At 62.7% G+C, this 20,063-nt stretch carries 28 protein-coding genes; 18 read left to right on the top strand and 10 right to left on the bottom strand.

Going from position 1 to position 20,063, the window contains the following annotated elements; genetic code table 11:
• The first annotated feature begins 5 nt into the window (after window positions 1–5).
• A complete protein-coding gene (locus RX329_RS12575; protein WP_085360990.1) occupies window positions 6–1,073 on the top strand; it encodes a UDP-glucuronic acid decarboxylase family protein in 1,068 nt (355 codons plus the stop codon).
• A gap of 43 nt (window positions 1,074–1,116) precedes the next feature.
• Here the strand turns inward: RX329_RS12575 and RX329_RS12570 are convergent, their stop codons facing one another.
• Both RX329_RS12570 and RX329_RS12565 read right to left on the bottom strand, forming a co-directional pair.
• Window positions 1,117–1,377 (bottom strand): hypothetical protein, encoded by a 261-nt coding sequence (locus RX329_RS12570; protein ID WP_085348969.1) that lies wholly within the window; start codon window positions 1,375–1,377, stop codon window positions 1,117–1,119.
• 109 nt (window positions 1,378–1,486) lie between these two features.
• Complete coding sequence (locus RX329_RS12565; RefSeq protein WP_026234016.1) at window positions 1,487–1,984, bottom strand: ferritin-like domain-containing protein; 498 nt, start codon at window positions 1,982–1,984, stop codon at window positions 1,487–1,489.
• A 227-nt stretch (window positions 1,985–2,211) separates the two neighbouring features.
• Here RX329_RS12565 and RX329_RS12560 point away from each other — a divergent pair, with 227 nt between their 5' ends.
• The 4 genes from RX329_RS12560 (at window position 2,212) to RX329_RS12545 (ending at window position 4,541) form a co-directional block, all read left to right on the top strand.
• A complete protein-coding gene (locus tag RX329_RS12560) occupies window positions 2,212–2,814 on the top strand; it encodes a NuoB/complex I 20 kDa subunit family protein (RefSeq protein ID WP_085348967.1) in 603 nt (200 codons plus the stop codon).
• A gap of 29 nt (window positions 2,815–2,843) precedes the next feature.
• The gene (locus RX329_RS12555) at window positions 2,844–3,713 is read left to right on the top strand and encodes an MBL fold metallo-hydrolase (protein WP_166517552.1); all 870 of its coding nucleotides are present in this window, start codon (window positions 2,844–2,846) and stop codon (window positions 3,711–3,713) included.
• Window positions 3,714–3,786: 73 nt separating this feature from the next.
• Window positions 3,787–4,122 carry a hypothetical protein gene (locus tag RX329_RS12550; RefSeq protein WP_143273835.1) on the top strand — a complete coding sequence of 112 codons (336 nt, stop codon included), beginning with the start codon at window positions 3,787–3,789 and terminating at the stop codon, window positions 4,120–4,122.
• Between the two features lie 182 nt (window positions 4,123–4,304).
• Window positions 4,305–4,541, top strand: a complete 237-nt coding sequence (locus RX329_RS12545; RefSeq protein ID WP_083926601.1) for a DUF3551 domain-containing protein — start codon at window positions 4,305–4,307, stop codon at window positions 4,539–4,541.
• Window positions 4,542–4,648: 107 nt separating this feature from the next.
• Here RX329_RS12545 and RX329_RS12540 read toward each other — a convergent pair whose 3' ends face one another.
• The 5 genes from RX329_RS12540 to RX329_RS12520 form a co-directional block, all read right to left on the bottom strand.
• Window positions 4,649–5,509: an SIR2 family NAD-dependent protein deacylase gene (locus RX329_RS12540; protein WP_085383999.1), complete on the bottom strand. Its 861-nt coding sequence runs from the start codon at window positions 5,507–5,509 to the stop codon at window positions 4,649–4,651.
• Complete coding sequence (locus tag RX329_RS12535) at window positions 5,510–5,989, bottom strand: NUDIX hydrolase (RefSeq protein ID WP_085348964.1); 480 nt, start codon at window positions 5,987–5,989, stop codon at window positions 5,510–5,512. It abuts the gene before it with no gap.
• Between the two features lie 73 nt (window positions 5,990–6,062).
• Window positions 6,063–6,848 carry a succinate dehydrogenase iron-sulfur subunit gene (locus RX329_RS12530; protein WP_085348963.1) on the bottom strand — a complete coding sequence of 262 codons (786 nt, stop codon included), beginning with the start codon at window positions 6,846–6,848 and terminating at the stop codon, window positions 6,063–6,065.
• Between the two features lie 38 nt (window positions 6,849–6,886).
• The gene (locus RX329_RS12525) at window positions 6,887–7,051 is read right to left on the bottom strand and encodes a hypothetical protein (RefSeq protein WP_158091515.1); all 165 of its coding nucleotides are present in this window, start codon (window positions 7,049–7,051) and stop codon (window positions 6,887–6,889) included.
• Window positions 7,023–7,532, bottom strand: coding sequence for a DUF2243 domain-containing protein (locus RX329_RS12520; protein WP_085348962.1), 510 nt, complete (start codon window positions 7,530–7,532; stop codon window positions 7,023–7,025). Before RX329_RS12520 ends, RX329_RS12525 begins: the two co-directional genes overlap by 29 nt.
• 423 nt (window positions 7,533–7,955) lie before the next feature.
• Here RX329_RS12520 and RX329_RS12515 point away from each other — a divergent pair, with 423 nt between their 5' ends.
• Window positions 7,956–8,171, top strand: a complete 216-nt coding sequence (locus tag RX329_RS12515; protein ID WP_018460391.1) for a hypothetical protein — start codon at window positions 7,956–7,958, stop codon at window positions 8,169–8,171.
• Between the two features lie 704 nt (window positions 8,172–8,875).
• Here RX329_RS12515 and RX329_RS12505 read toward each other — a convergent pair.
• A complete protein-coding gene (locus RX329_RS12505) occupies window positions 8,876–9,049 on the bottom strand; it encodes a hypothetical protein (RefSeq protein ID WP_162847264.1) in 174 nt (57 codons plus the stop codon).
• 270 nt (window positions 9,050–9,319) lie between these two features.
• Between RX329_RS12505 and RX329_RS12500 the strand changes: the two genes are divergently transcribed.
• The gene (locus tag RX329_RS12500; RefSeq protein ID WP_083926604.1) at window positions 9,320–9,508 is read left to right on the top strand and encodes a hypothetical protein; all 189 of its coding nucleotides are present in this window, start codon (window positions 9,320–9,322) and stop codon (window positions 9,506–9,508) included.
• Between the two features lie 20 nt (window positions 9,509–9,528).
• On the opposite strand, the gene RX329_RS12495 is transcribed toward RX329_RS12500, so the two are convergent.
• Together RX329_RS12495 and RX329_RS41920 are read right to left on the bottom strand one after the other, a co-directional pair.
• A complete protein-coding gene (locus RX329_RS12495) occupies window positions 9,529–9,996 on the bottom strand; it encodes a metallophosphoesterase family protein (protein ID WP_085348960.1) in 468 nt (155 codons plus the stop codon).
• Between the two features lie 14 nt (window positions 9,997–10,010).
• The gene (locus RX329_RS41920) at window positions 10,011–10,328 is read right to left on the bottom strand and encodes a DUF6894 family protein (protein WP_231190486.1); all 318 of its coding nucleotides are present in this window, start codon (window positions 10,326–10,328) and stop codon (window positions 10,011–10,013) included.
• Between the two features lie 30 nt (window positions 10,329–10,358).
• Between RX329_RS41920 and RX329_RS41915 the strand changes: the two genes are divergently transcribed.
• The 11 genes from RX329_RS41915 (at window position 10,359) to RX329_RS12440 (ending at window position 20,043) form a co-directional block, all read left to right on the top strand.
• Complete coding sequence (locus RX329_RS41915) at window positions 10,359–10,481, top strand: hypothetical protein (protein ID WP_274535703.1); 123 nt, start codon at window positions 10,359–10,361, stop codon at window positions 10,479–10,481.
• 124 nt (window positions 10,482–10,605) lie between these two features.
• Complete coding sequence (gene coxB / locus RX329_RS12485) at window positions 10,606–11,604, top strand: cytochrome c oxidase subunit II (RefSeq protein WP_317245888.1); 999 nt, start codon at window positions 10,606–10,608, stop codon at window positions 11,602–11,604.
• Window positions 11,601–13,514, top strand: a complete 1,914-nt coding sequence (ctaD, locus tag RX329_RS12480; RefSeq protein ID WP_085348958.1) for a cytochrome c oxidase subunit I — start codon at window positions 11,601–11,603, stop codon at window positions 13,512–13,514. The genes coxB and ctaD overlap by 4 nt, the downstream gene beginning before the upstream one ends.
• Window positions 13,511–14,110 carry a heme-copper oxidase subunit III gene (locus tag RX329_RS12475; RefSeq protein WP_085348957.1) on the top strand — a complete coding sequence of 200 codons (600 nt, stop codon included), beginning with the start codon at window positions 13,511–13,513 and terminating at the stop codon, window positions 14,108–14,110. Before ctaD ends, RX329_RS12475 begins: the two co-directional genes overlap by 4 nt.
• Complete coding sequence (locus RX329_RS12470) at window positions 14,107–14,460, top strand: hypothetical protein (RefSeq protein ID WP_085348956.1); 354 nt, start codon at window positions 14,107–14,109, stop codon at window positions 14,458–14,460. The genes RX329_RS12475 and RX329_RS12470 overlap by 4 nt, the downstream gene beginning before the upstream one ends.
• Complete coding sequence (locus RX329_RS12465) at window positions 14,448–15,386, top strand: cytochrome c oxidase assembly protein (protein WP_085348955.1); 939 nt, start codon at window positions 14,448–14,450, stop codon at window positions 15,384–15,386. The genes RX329_RS12470 and RX329_RS12465 overlap by 13 nt, the downstream gene beginning before the upstream one ends.
• 58 nt (window positions 15,387–15,444) lie before the next feature.
• Window positions 15,445–16,233, top strand: a complete 789-nt coding sequence (locus RX329_RS12460) for a GlcG/HbpS family heme-binding protein (RefSeq protein WP_085348954.1) — start codon at window positions 15,445–15,447, stop codon at window positions 16,231–16,233.
• A gap of 111 nt (window positions 16,234–16,344) precedes the next feature.
• Entirely contained in the window at window positions 16,345–18,201 is a 1,857-nt protein-coding gene (locus tag RX329_RS12455; protein ID WP_085348953.1) for a PQQ-dependent dehydrogenase, methanol/ethanol family, read from the top strand.
• Complete coding sequence (locus tag RX329_RS12450; RefSeq protein WP_085348952.1) at window positions 18,185–19,024, top strand: substrate-binding domain-containing protein; 840 nt, start codon at window positions 18,185–18,187, stop codon at window positions 19,022–19,024. The genes RX329_RS12455 and RX329_RS12450 overlap by 17 nt, the downstream gene beginning before the upstream one ends.
• Window positions 19,024–19,659, top strand: coding sequence for a c-type cytochrome (locus RX329_RS12445; protein WP_085383998.1), 636 nt, complete (start codon window positions 19,024–19,026; stop codon window positions 19,657–19,659). The genes RX329_RS12450 and RX329_RS12445 overlap by 1 nt, the downstream gene beginning before the upstream one ends.
• Before the next feature lie 15 nt (window positions 19,660–19,674).
• Window positions 19,675–20,043 carry a c-type cytochrome gene (locus RX329_RS12440; RefSeq protein ID WP_018460405.1) on the top strand — a complete coding sequence of 123 codons (369 nt, stop codon included), beginning with the start codon at window positions 19,675–19,677 and terminating at the stop codon, window positions 20,041–20,043.
• Window positions 20,044–20,063: the final 20 nt, after the last annotated feature.

Genomic DNA, 20,063 nt, shown 5'->3' with positions numbered 1-20,063 from the left:
GCACCATGACACTTCAGACCCGCATCAACGCGTCCCGCCGCTCTCCCACCGTTCTGGTGGCCGGCGGCGCCGGCTTCATCGGATCCCATCTCTGCGACGCGCTTTTGCAGCGCGGCCACACCGTGATCTGCCTCGACAACCTGTTTACGGGAAGGATCGACAACATCCGCCCGCTGCTCAATCATCCGAATTTTCGCTTCATCGAACACGACGTGCGCGATCCCATCGAGATCGAGGGCGACATCGACCGGATCTACAGCCTTGCCTGCCCAGCCTCACCCAGGCATTACCAGAAGGATCCAGTCGGCACGATGAAGACCTGCGTGCTCGGCACCATCAACATGCTGGAGCTCGCGCAACGGAAAGGCGCCCGGGTGCTGCAGGCATCGACCAGCGAGGTCTACGGCGATCCCGAAGTGCATCCCCAGCCGGAAACCTATCTCGGCAACGTCAATCCGATCGGGCCCCGGGCCTGCTACGACGAGGGCAAGCGGGCTGCGGAAACGCTGATGTTCGATTACCATCGCATGTACGGCGTCGAAATCAAGGTCGCGCGCATCTTCAACACCTACGGACCCCGTATGCTGGAGAATGACGGACGCGTGGTCTCCAACTTCATCGTGCAGGCGCTTCGCGGAGAGCCGATCACGATCTATGGAGGTGGTACGCAGACCAGGAGCTTCTGCTTCGTCGACGATCTCGTGCGCGGCCTCCAGCTGCTCATGGAGAGTCCATCCTCGATTACTGGTCCGTGCAATCTGGGCAATCCCCACGAGGTCGCCATCGAGGCTATTGCGCGCGACGTGCTGGCGTATACGGAGTCAATCTCGCCGCTCCGATTCGAGGAGTTGCCGAAGGACGATCCAAAGCGCCGCAAACCAGTGATCGACACAGCCGTTCGCGCGCTGGGATGGCGCCCGCGCGTGGCGCTCAAAGACGGTCTCAAGGCGACGATCGCCTATTTCGCCATGCGCATGGCCGGGGAAGCGCCGGCACTTGTTCCGGCCATTGCACCGCGCAGGAGCGGACGTACCGGGGCACGCGGACAGCTAACGATCGCCGATGGGCAGTAAACGGCAGAACGAGCCGAGGAACGCGCGGAACCCGCGCGAGCTCTCAAGCCCGTGAAGCAGCCGCGCCACGGGCCGGCTTGCAGAAGTTCTCGAGATGGTACTGGTATTCGGAGATCGCGCGATTGGCCATCCGGATCCGGTTTTCCTGGCCTTCCTCGACCATCATGGTGATGCGCTGGGCCAGAAACACGCACGCCTCGAACTCATCGTGGATCGCCCCGCTGCGGGCCAGAAAGTCCCACGCGATCTCATAGGCCTGTTCGGCAGCGGGACTACGGTAGTCGCTGAAAATGATGTGCGCCATTACAGCCAAACGTGGATAAGAGGGTTCCGGTCCTGCGAGCCGATATGAGACCGCAGGCGGACTCGGCGGCCGAAGCCGCCGGTCTCGCCGTGGTGGGTGTGGAGTGCGATCAGGCCGCCTGGCGCTGATGCGCCAGATATTCCATTGTCACCTTCTCGACGTTCGAGTCGATCCAGGCGGCCATGCGCTGCTCCTCCTTCAGCGACGTCTCAAGAGGCTCCTTGGCCTCCGCGAACCCAGCGGCGCCGCAGAGGGCGAGCAAAGACTTGTATGCAGCAATCTCGAAATTCTCGAAGGCATTGTTGGCGAATGTGTTCTTGAGAATCTCGTCGCCGGCGACAGAGTGTGCCATGGCTTGCATGTTCGCCATCATGGATTGCGTCGTATCCTTGAGGCTGGAGGTGCTCTCCCCGCAGGCTTCCAGGCATCTCTCCAGCCGCTTCAGCTGCTCGTTGGTTTCCTGAAGGTGGGCGGCAACCTTGGCCTTGACCTCGGGATATTCGTCCAATCGTTCCGACTGACGTTCCATCAACTCTCGCGCCTGCACCTCCATCGCATGCGCATTGCGTAATCCAACCACGAATGTATCGCGGGCTGCGTTCGTCATTTCATGTTCTCCATTTCACCGGCCTTGTCGCCGCCAACCGCAGTTTCGGTGGATCGTTCCTAGAGTGATCCGTCACGCCGACGCTGGGTTCCGGCCGCCGGACCCGAAGCTAACCTGCGATAACAGAACACAAATCCCGCTACCGCCGCAGGAACGCGGCATGCAAATGACTGTTTTCCCGAACGTGTGGTCGCATCGCCAAACGGCCGCAGCGCTTAGGGACAAGAATGACAGACAGCTCTCCGCACGTCGGCAGCTCAGGCGCTTCGCTTGGCCGGCCTGGACTTGGCCGGCCCGGACTTGGCCGGCCGGGCGAGGGACGGCCCGACAACACTTCCGATCCGTTCTTCATGACGATCCGCGACGATCTTGCGGACAAGGGCTTCTTCACGGCGAGCGCGGAGGAGCTGATCACCTGGGCGCGAACCGGGTCGCTGATGTGGATGACGTTCGGGCTCGCCTGCTGCGCGGTCGAAATGATGCAGATGTCGATGCCGCGTTACGACGCCGAACGCTTCGGCTTCGCGCCGCGCGCATCGCCGCGCCAGTCGGATGTGATCATCGTCGCGGGCACGCTCACCAACAAGATGGCACCGGCGTTTCGCAAGATCTACGACCAGATGCCCGAGCCACGCTACGTCATCTCGATGGGGTCGTGCGCTAATGGCGGTGGTTACTACCACTATTCGTATTCGGTCGTGCGCGGCTGCGATCGTGTCGTGCCGGTCGACATCTACGTGCCCGGCTGCCCGCCGACCGCGGAGGCGCTGCTGTACGGCGTGATGCTGCTTCAGAGGAAGATCCGGCGGATCGGCACAATCGAGCGCTAGTGAGCTGACCAACTCGGACTTGAATGGACATGACGCAGATCCCGCTTCCCTCTTCCGCCGACGCGGAGCACGCGCAATCCGACCTCGACCGCAATGACAACACGCGGCAGATCGTCGCTGACGTCGCCTATCGTCAGCTCGCGATCGTCAACGTGATTTTCGTTGGCCTCGAAAACGCCGGCGACGGCAATTGGGTGCTGGTGGACGCCGGCATTCCCGGATCGGCTGGCGCCATCCGCTCCGCCGCGAAAGCCCGGTTTGGAGGAAACGGCCGGCCTTCCTGCATTGTCATGACGCATGGGCACTTCGATCACGTCGGCGTGCTCGAAACGCTAGGGAATGAATGGCACGTGCCGGTTTATGCCCATGCGGCCGAGCATCCCTATCTGGACGGAAGCCAATCCTATCCGTCGGCCGATCCCAGCGTCGGTGGCGGGCTGCTCGCTCGGCTCTCTCCGCTCTTCCCGACAAAGCCGGTGGATGTCGCATCGCGCCTTTATGATCTTCCCTGTGATCACAGCGTGCCCTTCATGCCGGAATGGCAGTGGATCCATACCCCCGGCCATACCCCAGGGCATATCTCGCTCTGGCGCGAACGCGACCGCGTGCTGATTGCCGGCGATGCCTTCATCACGACGCGGCAGGAATCCGTCTACGCCGCAGTGACGCAAACGCCGGAGATGCACGGGCCCCCGATGTATTTCACCCCCGATTGGGGAAGCGCCAAGACATCGGTGCGCGCACTTGCCGCACTCGCTCCGGAGATCGTCGTCACGGGGCACGGCGCGGCCATGCAGGGGCCGCAGATGCGCGCGGCTCTCGATGCTCTCGCCCAACGGTTCGACGAAGTTGCCGTGCCTTCGCAATATCGACGCGGAGTCGTCGACGACAGAGCTTGATCACGCTGCACGGCTAGGAACGGTGGATGCTTCACATGATTGATCCGACATCGAAACCTCAAGGAGAAGACAGATGCGTAAGACAATCCTGACGATCTTTACGGCAGCAATGCTTGCAGGCGCTTCAGTCGGCGCAGCGTTCGCGCAAGGTGCTGGCGGTGGCGCCGGTGGTGGCGCAGGCGGCGCCGGTGGTGGGGCCGGAGGCGGCGCTGGCGGCGGCGCGGGCGCTGGTGCCGGGGCTGGCGGCGCAGGCGCAGGCGGTGCTGGAGCTGGAGATGGCGGCTCAGGCGGAACCGGCGGCGGCGGCGGCATCACCCATGTCGAGCGGGGCGGACAAGGTGCTTCCAGTCCTTCCGGCATGCGCAACGAAACGACCCCACCGTCCAACGGCGCCACGCCGCGTCGCTAGCGGTTCGCGGTTAGCAATCCTCCAAAGCGCGCCCTTGCTGTTGCGCGCATGAGAGCGGCCTCGGTGAGATCCTCTCCTCGCCGGGGCCGCATCGCGTTCAGGTCGCAATTAGAGGAGTCGGTAAACGTTGCACTTGGAACGCCGCTTCACGAGGCACGTTCAATGTTGAAATGGAGATTTCCATGAAGCATCGATTGCTCCTGGCCGCCGCCTCTCTCGCGCTCGTGACGGGCCTCGGCTCCCCAACGGCGGCCGTCGCACAAGACCGCTACTGCCTTCAGGGCCGCGTCTGGGGCTATCCGGGCAACTGCCAGTTCGCCAGTTACGCTCAGTGCATGGCGACTGCATCGGGAACGCACGCCTATTGCGGCGTCAATCCTCGCTATGCCTATGCACGGCGATATAGGGGATATCGGTGACCGGCCCAGGTGGACTGGTCATCGATCCTCCTTCTGACCGATCCCGCCGCTGAGCCGAGCGGCCCCGCGGCAGCAGAGCAAACGCTCAAGGCGCGCCAGGGACCGCTTTAGCTCTCTCGCTCGATACGCCGGCGGATGTCCAGCAAAAACTGGCTGACACCATCATCTGGGCTGACGCCGTCAGGCGGCGCTATGGTGGTGATGCCCCAGTTCGCCAATACAGCTTCCTGCACCGGATTGCGCTGCGTGACGAACGCGAAGGACCTCGGTCGGTCCTGGCGGTGCCCGGACTCATCCCAACTCTGCCAAATCCGATGCAGCAGGAGCCGAATGTTGGGATCGGACATGCTGTATCCGATGAAAAGCAGCGTGCTGCCCAAGGCATCGGCGCGAAACCGGATATCGAGTGGCGAATCGAACGCGAGCCGGTTGAGGAAGTCGGTCTCGGTCAAGACGAGCGAGGCATCGTCGTCGAAGTCGCCATGAAATTTGATGATGTGCGTGACGCCGGAACGGGCGCTTGCAATGTCCTTTGCGTTGCTGATCTTGGCATAGGGCTTTTCCAGGACCTCGAAGGCCGTCTCGAGGTTGCGGTCGTAGTTCGTGGTGTAAATGGTCGGAAAATCGAGCTCCACGATCAGCCGGTGGAGCCGTGAGGCCGCGATCCTGTCCGGGTCGACGCGCCAGTTGCGGTCGAGCCAGCTGCGGAGCGGGCCGATTCCGCCGCGCTTCAGCCGGTAGTACTCCGCCAGCATCTGATAGCCGCCGTGCATCCCAGCGATCACGTCGCGCTCAAGTCCAAGGTCATCCAGCAGATGGTCGATCAGAGATTGCCAGGACGGCAGGCCGACAGCCATCGAGACCCCGGCCCCGACGAACAGGATCGCGCAGCGTCGCTTGATCGCCGCGGCCAAGACCTCATGAGGCGGTCGCTCCTCGAATGCGAGTCCGGTCGGTTGCTGGTTCATCTACCTTGAATAACTGGACGAGACGCGGGTTCCTGGAGCCATGCCATCGCTCAGCGGTGAGGAGGCGGTCTTCTCCGTCTGCGCCGCGAAGCGGGCGATCAGACGACGAAGCTGCGCCTTGTGCACCAGACGGCCCGCCGTCTTCGGCGAGACCCAGATTGCTTCACGCTCTCCCTTTTCCGGCCACCAGCGCTCCTGCCCGTGGACCCTCATGGGAAAGACGGCAACGTTCATGGTCCGCTTGCGATCACCCTTCCGCTTGCGATGCTTGAAGGAGCCCAGCGCGCGCTTTGCGGTGACGCCGACGAGACCGGCCTCCTCGTACGCCTCGAGCGCAGCCGTACGGTGCGGCTCCGTCTTGCGCATCGGCGATCCCTTCGGGACACTCCACCTGCGCTTGCGCCTGGTCGTGATCAGCATCACGCGCAATTCGGAATTGTTCAGCATGAACGGCAACGCGGCGAATTGTTTCTTGCCCATCAGGCGCCTCCAGTTTGGTCGATAAGCCTACCCCGCAGCCATCGTTCCTTTATGCGCGAGTGTCCGTCCCCGATCAGAACTTCCGTTCGACCATCTTGAGGCGCAATCCGGAGATGGCTTCGCCCGGATTCAAGCCCTTGGGACACGCCTTCGCGCAGTTGAGGATGGTGTGACAGCGATAAATCCTGAAGGGGTCTTCGAGCTTGTCGAGGCGCTCGCCCGTCGCCTCGTCGCGACTGTCATTGACCCAGCGGGCCGCCTGGATCAGGGCCGCTGGGCCGAGGAAACGCTCGGAATTCCACCAGTAGCTTGGACAAGATGTCGAGCAGCAGGCGCAGAGGATGCACTCGTAGAGCCCGTCGAGCCTGGCCCGATCCTCATGGCTCTGTCGCCATTCCTTCGGTGGTGTGGGTGACACGGTTTGCAGCCAAGGTTCGATCAATGCGAGTTGTGCGTAGAAATTCGTCAGGTCGGGAACGAGGTCCTTGACCACTGGCTGATGCGGCAAGGGCAGCACGCGCAGCGGCTCGCCGTTCGGAACGTCCTCGCTCATGGACTTGGTGCAGGCGAGCGTGTTCTGGCCGGCGACATTCATCGAGCAGGAGCCGCACACGCCTTCGCGGCAGGACCGCCTGAATGTCAGCGTGGAGTCGATGTTGTTCTTGATCCAGATCAGACCATCCAGAACCATGGGCCCGCAATCGCTCATATCGACGAAGTAGGTGTCGAGCCGGGGATTGCGTCCGTCGTCGGGATTCCAGCGATAGACCTGGAATTCGCGCAACGATTTGCTGTCCGGCTTGGGCCAGATCCTTCCCTTTTCGACGCGGGAGTGTTTCGGAAGCCTGAACTCGACCATGTTACCTCCGGGAAGACATGAGGCGTGATAACCGCGCATCAGCCGGGATTGAAGCAGCGTAGTTGCAGAAGATCATCCAGCGACACACCCAACAGCACGATGCGAAGGGCCGGTGCTGTAGCGAGCATCAGCAGCAATATAAAAATGGCATAGACCAGAGCTGGCGGGGTCTCTCTAGCGAGGCTGTAGACTGCTTTCCGCATGGACCCTCCCTTGCGTGCCGGCGCGTGTCATGGCGGCGCCGATGACCAACATGGCCGCACCCCATAGCAGGAAGCCGATGTCCCAGAAGATGCGCTGCTCGTGAGGCACGGTCTCATTCACCTGGTGCAGCTTGAAGACCTCATGGTCAACCACGCCTTCAACCAGATTGAAGATGCCCCAACCGAGCAACACCGCGCCGAGACACTGGCCGCGCGACCAGTGGATGTCAGACCTGCGCGCCCGTTGCCACAGCACATACAGGCCGAGGAGCACAACAACATAGGCCGCGCTGTGGAAGATGCCGTCCCAGGTCGTGTTGAGCTTGACGTTGTCGATGGAGTTGAGCGGATACCAGCCGCTTAACATATGATGCCATTGCAGCAGCTGATGAAACACGATGCCGTCAAAAAACCCGCCCAGACCAAGCCCGAGAAGGACGCCCGCGGAAATCGGGAAGCTGCGTGAATTTCTGTGTTGCATGATTTTGCTCGTGCGCCGGTCGGCATCTGGATGATGGACAAACCGTCCTCAGTGCTGCCGTTCCTATGATCATGACGCACTTCCCGTGCCAATAACCTGCGTTAACCTGCGGGCTCGTGCCAGGATGCCGACATCAGGTGGAGCATCGCCCGGCTGCTTACGGCGGCGATAGGAACGTTCGAAACGGTCGCAGCGTCTTGTGAATCCAACATTGGAGATTCCACGTCGTATTTGCGATCAGATGGCACCCCGGCGAACAGCAGGTCGCATAGATGTCGCCGCCGATCATTCAGCGTCACCTGGCGATCCTGAGCAATCTCAGGGAAGTCGGCTAGAGCTTCACCAAGCGACAAAGGAGCGACGGTGGCCGTGTGTGTCCGCCCACGTCAAAGTCTTCGATGATTCCAATCGCGAGGAGCCAATATGGCGTATGCCCTGTTCAAGGACGGCGAAAAACTGAGCCGGACGTTTTCAACCAAAGAGGAAACCCTGAAAAAGGCCGAAGACGCCGGTCTGGTCGAAAGCGGCGGGGGTCAGCCCAGGCTCGAGGATGACCTGAAGATCAAGCCCTGCTCGCCCGACCCCGAACCTCGAAGCGAGGACGACCTCGATTGGACGCCGGAAAACCCGGCGTCCTGATCGCCGATCTAACAGCCTTTGCAGATGCTCTTGATCTTTCGATCGACGTGGGAATCCTGAGAGTTCTCCGAGCGTATTTCGGCGTCGCCCGGCATCGACGGACCGGGTGTCGCAGTTCCGTCAATCCGTCCGCTGCTGGTCCCCCCTGCGGGATTGCCGGCCCGCCCGACGGTGGTCGATCCTCGCGGCCCGCCACCGCTCGATTGGGCCGTTCCAGCGGTGTTCGTGCCGGTAGCCGTCGTGCCACGCGAAGCCGCGGCCGCGTCGCCTGGATTGCCCAGGCTGGGCGATGCACCGCCCGTCTGGTTTGTAGCTCCTGCAGACCCAAGGCCTGCCGACCCAGGGCTTGTGGCACCGCCGGTGCCACCGCTCGTGCTGCTCGCGCTTGCTCCGCCCGATCCTCCCGAACCGCCGCCACCGCCACTCTGCGCCGAGGCGGCCCCTATCGACGCGGTCGCCAGGAACGCGATCAGCATCAAGCTCGAATTTGTCTTAGCCATTGCTCAGCTCCTCTCACGATCGTCGTGCGTGTGATGTTGATCGCGCTCACCACCGCCTCCCGAGACGTGTGATTTGCGGTCGTTGGTAGCCGTTCCGGGCGCAGGGCGCTCATGCTCGCGACCTCCCTTTTCGGGGTGCTTGCGATCCTGCCGCGAGGAGCCCGGACCACCGAAGCGTTCACTGTCTGAGTTCTTGTGTGGCATTCATCGGTCCTGCTGGTAGCCTTGGTTTGTCGTGTTCTGCTTGATGTTGCCGTGACGACCCTGGGTGTCGAAGTTCTCGCGGTCGGGGACTCTTTCATCCGTCTCGATCCTGGGATCAGATCCGGGTCCCTTGTCGCTGCGCTGCTCTGGCGGTATGGGGGGCAATTTGGACATTGCATGCTCCTTGTTTCGGTCTCGCGACCTCATGCGCTGGCAATGAGATGGGGCGGCGGTCGTTCCTGATCGATGCTGATGCATGCCCGTAGGAACGAACGATTCCTGCCCGTGTTGACCCCGCAGTTCATACGGAAGGCTTTTTGTTCATGGTCCAGGCTCTATCGCGGGAAACGGAGAAGGACGGCACCCGGAAGCTGATGATGGCGGGATCGCTGGCGTACGTTGATCGCGTGCCACCACACCGACAGATCGCAGAGAGGACAAGTTATGCCGAAAGCGAAAGCGCCTGAAAACGACCCGAGAGAAACACCGGTCGACGATCCGCGACAGCAGACGGATTTGCCAACCCACCGGCAGACGGACCAGCCTTGGCAGGGAAATCCCGAGAAGGAGCAGATCGACCCAAAGCGTCCCCCGATTGATCTGGAGCGATGGCAAAAGTCGAATACCCACTAGCTGCTACGCATGCGCCTCGTTCACGCGTCGAGCTCATGGATGGTGGGCCGCAGGTCGCCGCCCTCATCGAGATCGAGCGTTGCCAGCGTGATCGGCAGCTTGAATCGCCTTGGACCGGCGCTTCCAGGATTCAGGAAAAGCACTCCGTTGATCGTGTTGACCTGCACTCGATGCGAATGTCCTGATATCACCACGTTCACACCGGTTGCCGCGGGGTCGATGGCGAGCGCCTTGAGATCGTGAAGGAGGTAGAAACAACGAGCGCCGAGGTGCACTGTTTCGGTTTCGGGATAGCGCCTCGCCCAACTGCCGACATCGACGTTTCCCCTGATGGCGGTGACGGGCGCTATTAGGCAAAGCCTCTCCAGAACCTCCGGCGCGCCGATATCACCAGCGTGGAGGATATGCGACACCCCTGCAAGACGGCGTCCGGCCTCAGGTCTGAGAAGGCCGTGCGTATCCGAGATCACTCCGATCCTCAACGCCATGTCAGGCCGCGACTTCAGTGCAGGACATCCAGTGGCACTTTCCCGATCTCCTCACCCTGCTGGTTCGTGACCAGGATGGAAAAATGACGATTCCTGAGTTCGGGACGCTCCGCAAGGAGCCTCTTCGCGATCTCCTCGGCAACGTCCAGCGCCACGATGTCGTCGGGCAATTCAGCTCCTCCCTCGTCGGCGACGGTCTCGGAGTCGACCAGATCAAAATGATAGCGCGGCACGTGAACCCTCAATTCGTCGCAGGAACGCGCGATCTCGGGCCTTCGTTCCGGCGCTCGCACGTCAACGCCCGGCGTGTCCGCAGGAACCCTCAGGGTCATCGCGGCATTGCTGCTTTTTGGAGCCGACACATGCTCGGAGAGTTGCGCGCGCTTGCCCAGCCGGGCGCAATCATCGCCAGTCTCGCCGTCCTGTTGCTGATGGCCGCTGGCGATGCGGCGATCGTGATCGCCGTGAAGGGCTGGCCATTCTAGCCCGATGATTGATGTCGGACATCCCTCTTCGGCCCATCGCTCCGATTAGCGGATAGGAACCTTTGTAGGCCTGCCCGGTTCCGCCTGTGAAGCGGAGTGCGACAAGGCGTCAATGCAGGTCTGGGTGCGAAGGGTTCTGGTGTTGTGCACGATCTGGCCGCTCACGGCGTGTGCGGGCCGGCAATCGGCGCTCGATCCGCAAGGGCTGCAATCCGGCCAGATCTTGCACACGCTGTTCATCTTCCTCGCTGTGTCGGCGGTCGTCTGGACCGCCGTCGTGATCGCGCTCTGCATCGGAATGATGCGGCGAAAACGTTCGGCTGATCGGCCGCTCGACCTTCACCAAGCCTTCGAGGAACGCTCCGGGCGCGTCATCCTCGCGCTTGGGATTGCGACCACCGCCGTCGTGCTCGGTCTCTCCTTCGTGAGCTATGCCGGACAACGTACCGTCTTTGCCAAGGACGAGAAAGCCCACATCCTCAAGATCATCGGCCACCAATGGTGGTGGGAGGTCCGCTATGAGGCCGACAGTCCGCACCAGAGTTTCGTGACGGCCAACGAGATTCGAATCCCCACTGGCGAGCCGGTGAGACTGGAACTGGAATCGGCCGACGTGATCCACAGTTTCTGGGTGCCCAGCCTGACCGGCAAGATGGACTTGATCCCCGGGCAGAAGAACGAGCTGCAATTCACGGCGAAGAACGCGGGCATCTATCGCGGGCAATGCGCCGAGTTCTGCGGGATCCAGCACGCCCACATGGCATTTGCCGTGATCGCGATGTCACCCGACGAGTTCGGCCGCTGGCGTGACCATGAAAACCAGAGCGCCAACAGCCCTGCCGATCCGCTCGGCAAGCAGGGCGAGGCTCTGTTCCGGGCGCGCGGATGCGCCTTGTGCCACAACATTAGCGGCACGCTGGCCGGCGGGCAGCTCGGCCCGGATCTCACGCATATCGGCAGCCGCACGACCATCGCGGCGGGAACGTTGCCGAATAATTCGGCCACGCTCGGCGCCTGGATCGCCGATGCCCAGCACATCAAGCCCGGCAATCTCATGCCGAGGATGCCGCTGCAATCGGATGAAATGATCGCCATCATTCATTATCTGGAGCAGCTCAAGTGAGCATCGCCGCTGAACCAAATGAGTTGCGGGACGATGTCCTGAACGGCCTTCGACTTTCCACACAGCTGGAGAAAGTGTGGCGCACGCCGTCCGGCTGGATGGGCGCGCTGACGTCGGTCGACCACAAGGTGGTCGGCCGCCGCTACATCATCACGGCGTTCGTATTCCTGCTCCTCGGCGGCCTCCTCGCGGTCCTGATGCGCATTCAGCTGGCCGGGCCGGAGAAGACGTTTCTCTCCGCCGACAAGTACAATCAGGTCTTCACGATGCACGGCTCGACGATGATGTTCCTGTTCGCCGTGCCGGTCATGGAGGCGTTCGCCGTTTATCTGGTGCCGTTGATGGTCGGCACGCGGAACATCGCCTTTCCGCGACTGAACGCCTTCAGCTATTGGATGTTTCTGTTCGGCGGCTGCTTTCTCTGGATTTCCTTTGCGCTGAATGTCGGCCCGGACGTTGGCTGGTTTGCCTATGTCCCGCTCTCCTCGCTGCAATTTACGCCGACAAAGCGCCCGGATGTCTGGGCGCAAATGATCACCTTCACCGAGGTCGCGGCGCTCGCCGTCTCCGTGGAAATCATCGTGACCGTGTTCAAGCTCCGCGCGCCCGGCATGACGCTCGACCGCATTCCCCTGTTCGTCTGGGCCATGCTGGTGACGAGCTTCCTTGTGATGTTCGCGATGCCCTCGATCATGGTCGCATCGACGTCACTGATCCTGGATCGCCTCGTCAACACGCGCTTCTATGATTCCTCCTCGGGCGGACATCCCCTGCTCTGGCAGCATCTGTTCTGGTTCTTCGGCCATCCCGAGGTCTACATCATCTTCATCCCGGGCACGGGAATGGTCTCGGCGATCCTCGCGACGTTCGCACGACGGCCGGTGATCGGCTATCCCGTGGTGATCCTCTCGTTGATCGCGACCGGCTTCCTGTCGTTCGGTCTCTGGGTCCACCACATGTTCGTCACGGGCCTGCCCCAACTCGGCGCGGCCCTGTTCACAGCCTCCAGTATGCTGATCGCGGTGCCGAGCGGGCTGCAGATCTTCTGCTGGCTGGCAACGCTCTGGGACGGGCGTCCGGTCTACCGGACCCCGCTGTTGTTCGTGATCGGCTTCATCGTGATCTTCGTGCTAGGCGGGCTGTCCGGCGTCATGGTCGCCTCGGTCCCGATCGACACCCAGGTGCACGACACCTATTTCGTCGTCGCCCACTTCCATTATGTCCTGATCGGCGGCGCTGTGTTCCCGCTGGTCGGCGCGGTCTACTACTGGTTTCCCAAGATCGCCGGCCGCATGCTCAGCGAGCGACTCGGGCGCTGGAATTTCTGGCTCGCCTTCGTCGGCTTCAACGTCGCCTTCTTCCCGATGCACATCCTCGGGCTGATCGGAATGCCGCGCCGGGTCTACACCTACACCGCCGACATGGACTGGGCGCACCTGAATCTCGTGTCCAGCGGTGGTGCTCTCATTTTCGCGCTCAGCTTCGCGTTGCTTTTGGTCAACGTGATCTACAGCCTTCGCAAAGGTGCGCTTGCAGGCGACAATCCCTGGGATGCCTCAACGCTGGAATGGGCGACGTCATCGCCGCCCCCGCCGCAGAACTTCGACCGCATTCCGGTGGTCAAGCACCGCGATCCGCTGTGGGCCGATAGCGAGAGCCTGCCCGTGGTCGCGGGTCTGAGCGCCGAGCGGCGCGAGGTCCTGCTGACCTCGCTCGCGGAAGCTGAGCCGCAGATCCGGGAGGCTTCGCCCGAACCCAGCATCTGGCCGCTGCTCACAGCTATCGCGGCGACAGTGTTCTTCATCGGCTCGATCTTCACGCCCTGGGCCGTGCTCTGGGGCACACCACCGATGGCCGTGACGTTGATCGGCTGGTTCTGGCCGAGCGGCAGCAAGGAGGACGAGGAGTGAGACAGACCATCGTCCGCAATGTCGCTGAACTGCCGACTTACGGCTATGGCCCGCGCAGCGGACCGTGGTGGGGCGCCATGGGCTTCATGGCGCTGGAGGGCATGGGCTTTGCCATTGCCATCGGTGCCTATCTCTATCTCTACGCCGTCAACCCAACTTGGCCGATCGGCGCCTCGCCGCCCGATCTCTGGCCAGGCACAGCCGAAGTCGTGGTCTATCTGCTGAGCATCATCCCGAACGAGATCACCAACCGCGCCGCACACCGGCAGGATCTCGCGAAGGTGCGGACCGGACTCATCGTGATGGCCCTGATCGGCATTGCCCTGCTGGTGCTGCGCGGCTTCGAGTTCGCGCATCTCAACACCCGCTGGGACAATTCAGCTTACGGCTCCATTGTTTGGCTCATTCTGGGGCTGCACACGACCCACCTTGCCACCGATGTCGGCGACACGGTCGTGCTGGCGGTATTGATGTTCACGCGCCATGCGAAACCGCGCCGGTTCAGCGACGTGACCGACAACGTGTTCTATTGGAACTTCGTCGTGCTCGCCTGGCTGCCGCTCTATGTCTTGCTCGATTGGGTGCCACGCCTATGACCGCAGCCGACGGACATTCCAGACTGCTCTATTGGGCCGGCGTTGCGCTCGGGCCCATCGCGTGGGGTATCAATTTGCAGGGCGTCTATGTGCTCGCACACTTCTCCTGCGAACAGATCAGAATCAGCGGCGCGATCATGAGTGCGGCTCTCGCTATCGTCGCTCTCGCAGGCACCGTCATTTCAGCCCGCGCCGTTCGGCGCGGCGCGGGGGCTGAATGGGCCGATGCGCGGGGTGGCGGACCACGAACGTTCATGGCCTGGCTCGGCGTCGGCTCCGGCGTGTTATTTGCGCTGGTGATTGCGAACCAGTTCGCCGCCTCGCTCATGATCAGCCCATGCCTGCGCTGAGCTTTGCAGCACTGCTGCTCGCGCTGCTCGCGGCGCCGGCCGATGCGCACGGACTATCGGATGTCGATCCCGGTTCGCTCTGGAGCTACGATCCCTGGCTCATGGCCCCGCTCTATGCCGTCGGTATCGGCTTCTATGTCGGAACGCAGCGGCTCTGGCATCATGCAGGTGGTGGCCGTGGCGTCAGCTTCCGCCAGGTGGCCGCGTTCTGGACCGGATGGCTGGTGGCCGCACTTGCCGTGACCTCGCCGCTGCACTGGCTCGGCGAGCGTCTGTTCACTGCGCACATGATCGAGCACGAACTGCTGATGGTGGTCGCGGCACCGCTGATGGCGTACGCCCGGATCAATGGCCCGCTGCTGTGGAGCTTGCCAGCCCGGCTGCGCCCGGCCGCGGGTCGCATGCTCAATTGGCCGATCCTGGCGTGGCCCTGGCGTTTTGTAAGCCACCCCATGAGCGCGACCATCCTGCACGGCGCAGCGCTCTGGGTCTGGCATGCACCGCCTTTATATGCGTGGGCGCTCGAGAATACGGCGATCCATCGTCTCCAGCACATCAGCTTCTTCGCGACTGCGCTGTTGTTCTGGTGGGTGCTGCTGCATGGCCGCGGTCAGGGCCGTAGCACTCGAATTCGCGACGGCATCGCTGTCGCGTGCCTTTTCATCACCATTTTGCATTCCGGCGTGCTCGGAGCTCTGCTGACCGTGTCGCCGCGGCTGTGGATCCCAGGCCAGGGCGCCCTCGCCGGGGAATTCGGCCTCTCGGCACTCGAGGACCAGCAGCTCGCCGGCATCCTGATGTGGGTGCCCATGGGCCTACTCTATACCGGCGCCGCGTTGTTCTTTGCTCACCGCTGGCTGACTGCGAACGGCGGTCATTCCCGCCTGCCGCTCCCTTCAACATCCGGGCTGAGCGACGCTGCATAGGAACCGCAACTTCTGTTCGAACGTTCGCCTGCCGACTGCGACACTCCACGGAGGCCACATGGAAAAACGATCCGTCATGGTGCTAACGGCAATCACCGCAGCATTCTTGGTGCCTGCAGTCTTGAGCGCGCAGGACCAACCCAAGTCAGGGATGTCGTGCCCGGTCGACCATGACAAGCTCGCCGATATCCTCAAGAAGAGTGTCAAGCCGGGCGGCGGCCCCAGCAACGGCGGTCTCGACAACAACGAGTGGGCTGCCGTCGTCAATCGGCAGGGCATCGTCTGCGCAGTTGCCTATAGCGGCGGCAAGGTCGACGACCAGTGGCTCGGCAGCCGGGCCATCGCGGCCGAGAAGGCCAATACGGCAAATGCGTTCAGCCTGAAGGACAAGGCGATCGCGACCGCCAATCTCTATGCCGGTGCGCAGCCCGGCGGGTTCCTGTTCGGAGCGGCACTCGGCAACCCGCCGTCTCCGGAAGCCTTGTACGCCGGATCTCCCGACAACTTCGGCACGGCCCAGGATCCGATGGTAGGCAAGCCGATCGGCGGCACCATCGTGTTCGGAGGCGGGTTGGCACTCTATGACGGCAACGGCGTGGCCGGGGCGCTGGGTGTGAGCGGTGACAGTTCCTGCGCGGATCACAACGTGGCCTGGCGCGTGCGTCACCAGCTCGGGCTCGACCGCGTGCCGGCCGGCGTCAGCCCCAACATGAAAGACGCAATCATCTATGACATCGGACCCGACGGCAAAAGTCCGTCTGGATTTGGCCACCCCAAGTGTAACGGCAAGGAAGATCAGATCGCAGTTGACCTCGGCGCCGGCGTATCCGGCAACGTCGTGAGATAGCTCGTCGTCGGTCTCACCTCTTTGGAACCAAGCGAAGTCGGAACGTTTGTAGGTTCGTAAACCGGCCTGCAACGGCGCACGGCCTCGTCACTGCCGTGGAGATCTTTACATATGTTAGTGCGTGGTCTCACGCGTTTGCTGGGCCGACTTCCAGGCTTCCTTTGTGCCCTTTGCGCGTCCTGCGCGTTGCTGTCGTCCGCCTCGGCACAGACCGATCTTGCCAGCCGCATGAAAGATCCAGGCCAATGGCCGATGGCGGCGCGCGATTACGCCAACACCCGCTATAGCAACCTTGATCAGATCAACACGTCCAATGCATCGCGCCTCCAGCTTGCATGGACGTTCTCGGTCGGTGCCGATCGCGGCCAGGAGGCGGCGCCGCTCGTGGTCGATGGCACCATGTATGTGGTCGGCCCTTATGCCGGCCCCTACCCCAACCGTGTGTTCGCACTCGATGCCACGAGCGGTGAATTGAAATGGTCCTACGCGCCAAAGCCTGAACCGGCAGCCGCGGGCGTTGCCTGCTGCGACGTGGTCAATCGCGGACTCGCCTTCGACAACGGCAAGGTCTTCCTCAACACGCTTGATAACCACACGGTCGCGATCGACGCCAAGACCGGCAAGGAGCTGTGGCATACGAAGCTCGGGGAGATCAACAAGGGCGAGACCATCACGATGGCTCCCGTCGTGGTCAAGGGCAAGGTGCTCGTCGGCAACAGCGGCGGCGAGATGGGCGTGCGCGGCTGGGTCACCGCGCTCGATGAAAACACCGGGGCCATTGCGTGGCGCGCCTACGCCACGGGCCCGGACAAGGACGTGCTGATCGGCGACGACTTCAAGCCGTTCTACGACAGTCTCAAGGGCAAGGATCTCGGCGTGAAGACGTGGCCGGCCGACCGCTGGCAGGTCGGCGGCGGCACGATGTGGGGATGGATCTCCTACGATGCCGAACTCAATCTGATCTACTACGGCACAGCCAATCCGAGCCCATGGAACGCCAACCAGCGCAGCGGCGACAATCTCTGGAGCACCACAATCTTTGCCCGCGACCCCGACACCGGCCGCGCCAAATGGGCTTACCAGATCAACCCGCACGACCTGTTCGACCACGACGAGATCAACGAGAATGTGCTCGTCGAGCTCGAACTGAATGGACAGCCGCGCAAGGTGCTGATCCACCCGGGCCGCAACGGCTATATGTACGTGATGGATCGGGCGACCGGCGAAGTCATCTCGGCGGACGCGTTTGAATTCGTCAATGCCTATAACGGCGTCGATCTCAAGACCGGCAAGATCATCCCCAACGAGGAGAAGACGCCGCTCGCCGGCAAGACCGTCGAGAACATCTGCCCGGCCGCGCCGGGCGCCAAGGACTGGCAGCCAACCGCCTGGTCGCCCCGCACCAAGCTGCTCTACGTGCCGCATCAGCATCTTTGCATGAATTTCAAGGCATCGCAGGTCGGCTATATCGCAGGCACACCTTATGTGGGCGCCGATGTCGACATGTATGCCGGCCCCGGCGGCCACCGCGGCGAATTCATGGCGTGGGATCCCGTCGCGCGCAAGAAGGTCTGGGAGATCCACGAGAAGCTGCCGGTCTGGAGCGGCGCGCTGGTTACGGCAGGCGACGTCGCGTTCTACGGCACCATGGATCGGCTGTTCAAGGCCGTGGACGCCAAGGACGGGCATGTCCTCTGGCAATTCCGCGCCGGCTCCGGATTCATTGGCCAGCCGATCTCCTATCGCGGCTCCGACGGACAGCAATACATCGCGATCCTGTCGGGCGTCGGCGGCTGGCCGGGTGTGGTGGCCAACGCCGAGGTCGATCCGCGGGTGCGCAACGGCGCGCTCGGTTTTGTCGGTGCGACCCAGGATTTGCCGTTCTACACCGCGGGCGGGAGTGAGCTGCTGGTCTTCAAACTCGGCGGCGCGAATGGTGAGGACACCAGCCATGCGCCTTCGAAATAGTTATCCCGGCATCGCTCTTGGTTTTCTGGTCGGGCTTGCAACCACGGCGGCGGCAGCGTCGGATCGCGAGCTTCGCGTCTGTGCCGATCCCAACAATCTGCCTTTCTCGAACAGCGCCGAAGCAGGATTCGAGAACAGGCTCGCGGCCATGGTGGCCGAGCATTTCGGCCTGCAGGTCTCCTACACCTGGTGGGCGCAGCGCCGCGGCTTCATCCGTAACACGCTGAAAGCCGGCAAATGCGACGTCGTCATGGGCGTGCCGTCCGGCTATGATCTGGTCGAGACGACGAAGCCGTATTATCGCTCGAGCTACGTGTTCGTCACGCGGCAGGACCAGCACCTCGAGCTTTCGTCCCTGCTCGACCCACGCTTGCATCACCTCGCAATCGGCGTGCATCTGATCGGCGATGACGGCAACAATCCCCCGCCCGCGCAAGCGCTCGGCGAACAGGGCATCGTCGACAACGTCCGCGGCTACTCGATCTACGGAGATTATCGCGAGGCCAATCCCCCGGCGCGCCTGATCGAAGCCGTCGAAAGCGGCAGCCTCGATGTCGCCGCAGCCTGGGGTCCGCTCGGCGGATATTTCGCCCAGCGCTCTCTCGTCCCCCTGACGGTCATGCCGATCCGGGATTACGAGCGCTTTGCACCTCAGCAGTTCCAGTTCGCCATCGCGATGGGCGTGCGCAAAGGCGACGACGCCTTGCGCGACCGACTGAATGCATTCATCGACGAGCACCGGTCCGAGATCACTTCGCTGCTGCTCAGTTACGGCGTTCCGCTGGTGGACCAACCGGCTATGGTATCGGGAGGACATGAGTGATGTCTGCTCCAGTGCTGCGCGCAAGCGCCCTATCACTACTGCTGGCGGTCCTGCCGAATGGCGCGGGGCTGGCCCAGCAGACTTTGCCGCAGTCGCAGGAGGCGCAGATGCCGACGCTGTCTCCGCACCCGAACTTCGGTGGCAGCGTCGGCAATGGCAGGCCCGGCGTCTTCATGCAGGTCCCGGTCAGTCACCTCCATCCCGGCGCGCAGCCGGACCCGCCGCAGATCAAGAACCCCGTGCAGGGCGATCCCAATGCGGAGCAGCGCGGGATGACCTACTACGTCAACTTCAACTGCGTCGGCTGCCACGCACCCAATGGCGGCGGCGGCATGGGACCGGCGCTGAGCAACAACAACTTTACTTACGGCTCGCAGCCCGAGAACATCTTTCTCTCGATCTACCAAGGGCGGCCCAACGGAATGCCGGCCTGGGGCGGCGTGCTGCCCGACAGCGTGATCTGGGATCTCGTCACCTATATCGGCAAGATCAGCAACGAGCCGAGCCACCAATGGGGCCGAACCTTTTCCGCGAATCTGCCTTCGCCCGAAGTCGAGCAAGTCCCGAGCGAGCAGGTCTCGACGACCGATCCCTGGTCTGCCACCAAGTCTTTCAATTTCGGCCAGAAGCCCTGATCGCGGGAAGCAGCGATGGCAAATCCGATCACGAGATTGCTAGTCACCGCGCTGCTGGCTACCACAGGCGCCGCCTGCAAGGCTGCGGGCCCGGACAACTTCACCGGCGACGCGCGTCGTGGCGCCGACCTCGTCAAGCAGTATCACTGCGGCGGCTGTCACGATATTCCCGGCATTGCCGGCGCCGAAGGCAATGTCGGCCCACCCTTGCATCGGATCGGCACGCGGACCTACATCGCCGGCTACATCCAGAACTCGCCGGACAACATGGCTGATTGGATCGAGGATCCACAGCGGGCGTTGCCGGGCAATGCCATGCCGAGAATGGGCATCCCGCAGAAGGACGCGCGGGACATCGCGGCGTTTCTCTATACGCTGAAGTGACCATCATGCCTCCCATGCAT

The organism is Bradyrhizobium sp. BWC-3-1, from assembly GCF_032917965.1.
Classification (GTDB): domain Bacteria; phylum Pseudomonadota; class Alphaproteobacteria; order Rhizobiales; family Xanthobacteraceae; genus Bradyrhizobium; species Bradyrhizobium canariense_D.
The sequence above is the reverse complement of the archived record's forward strand: the minus strand, read 5'-3'. Positions and strand labels throughout refer to the sequence as shown.